The sequence below is a fragment of the Duganella vulcania genome (assembly GCF_009857655.1).
Taxonomy (GTDB): Bacteria; Pseudomonadota; Gammaproteobacteria; order Burkholderiales; family Burkholderiaceae_D; genus Rugamonas; species Rugamonas vulcania.
The window spans coordinates 1-300 of sequence record NZ_WWCX01000320.1 but is presented as its reverse complement, the minus strand read 5'-3'; the positions used below and the strand labels follow the sequence as shown (position 1 = coordinate 300).

1 rRNA gene is annotated in these 300 nt (G+C 47.0%); it reads left to right on the top strand.

The window, feature by feature from the left end:
• Positions 1-185: 185 nt before the first annotated feature.
• Positions 186-298 (top strand): 5S ribosomal RNA (gene rrf / locus GTP90_RS36200).
• The last annotated feature ends 2 nt before the right edge of the window (positions 299-300 follow it).

The following is a 300-nucleotide window of genomic DNA, read 5'->3' as shown; positions in this document are numbered from 1 at the left end:
GAAGTGCAGTAATGCATTAAGCTAACTGATACTAATTGCCCGTACGGCTTGTCCCTATAACCTTAGCAGGTTGTGGTGAATGAGAAGTACGTTGTAACGTTCGTTGATACAACTTCATTACCTAAATTACTTACTAATTCCAGATTCTGGGCGACGCGAATGCGCGCAGCCCTTACAAGTCAATGCCTGATGACCATAGCAAGTTGGTCCCACCCCTTCCCATCCCGAACAGGACCGTGAAACAACTCTGCGCCGATGATAGTGCTGCAACCAGTGTGAAAGTAGGTTATCGTCAGGCTA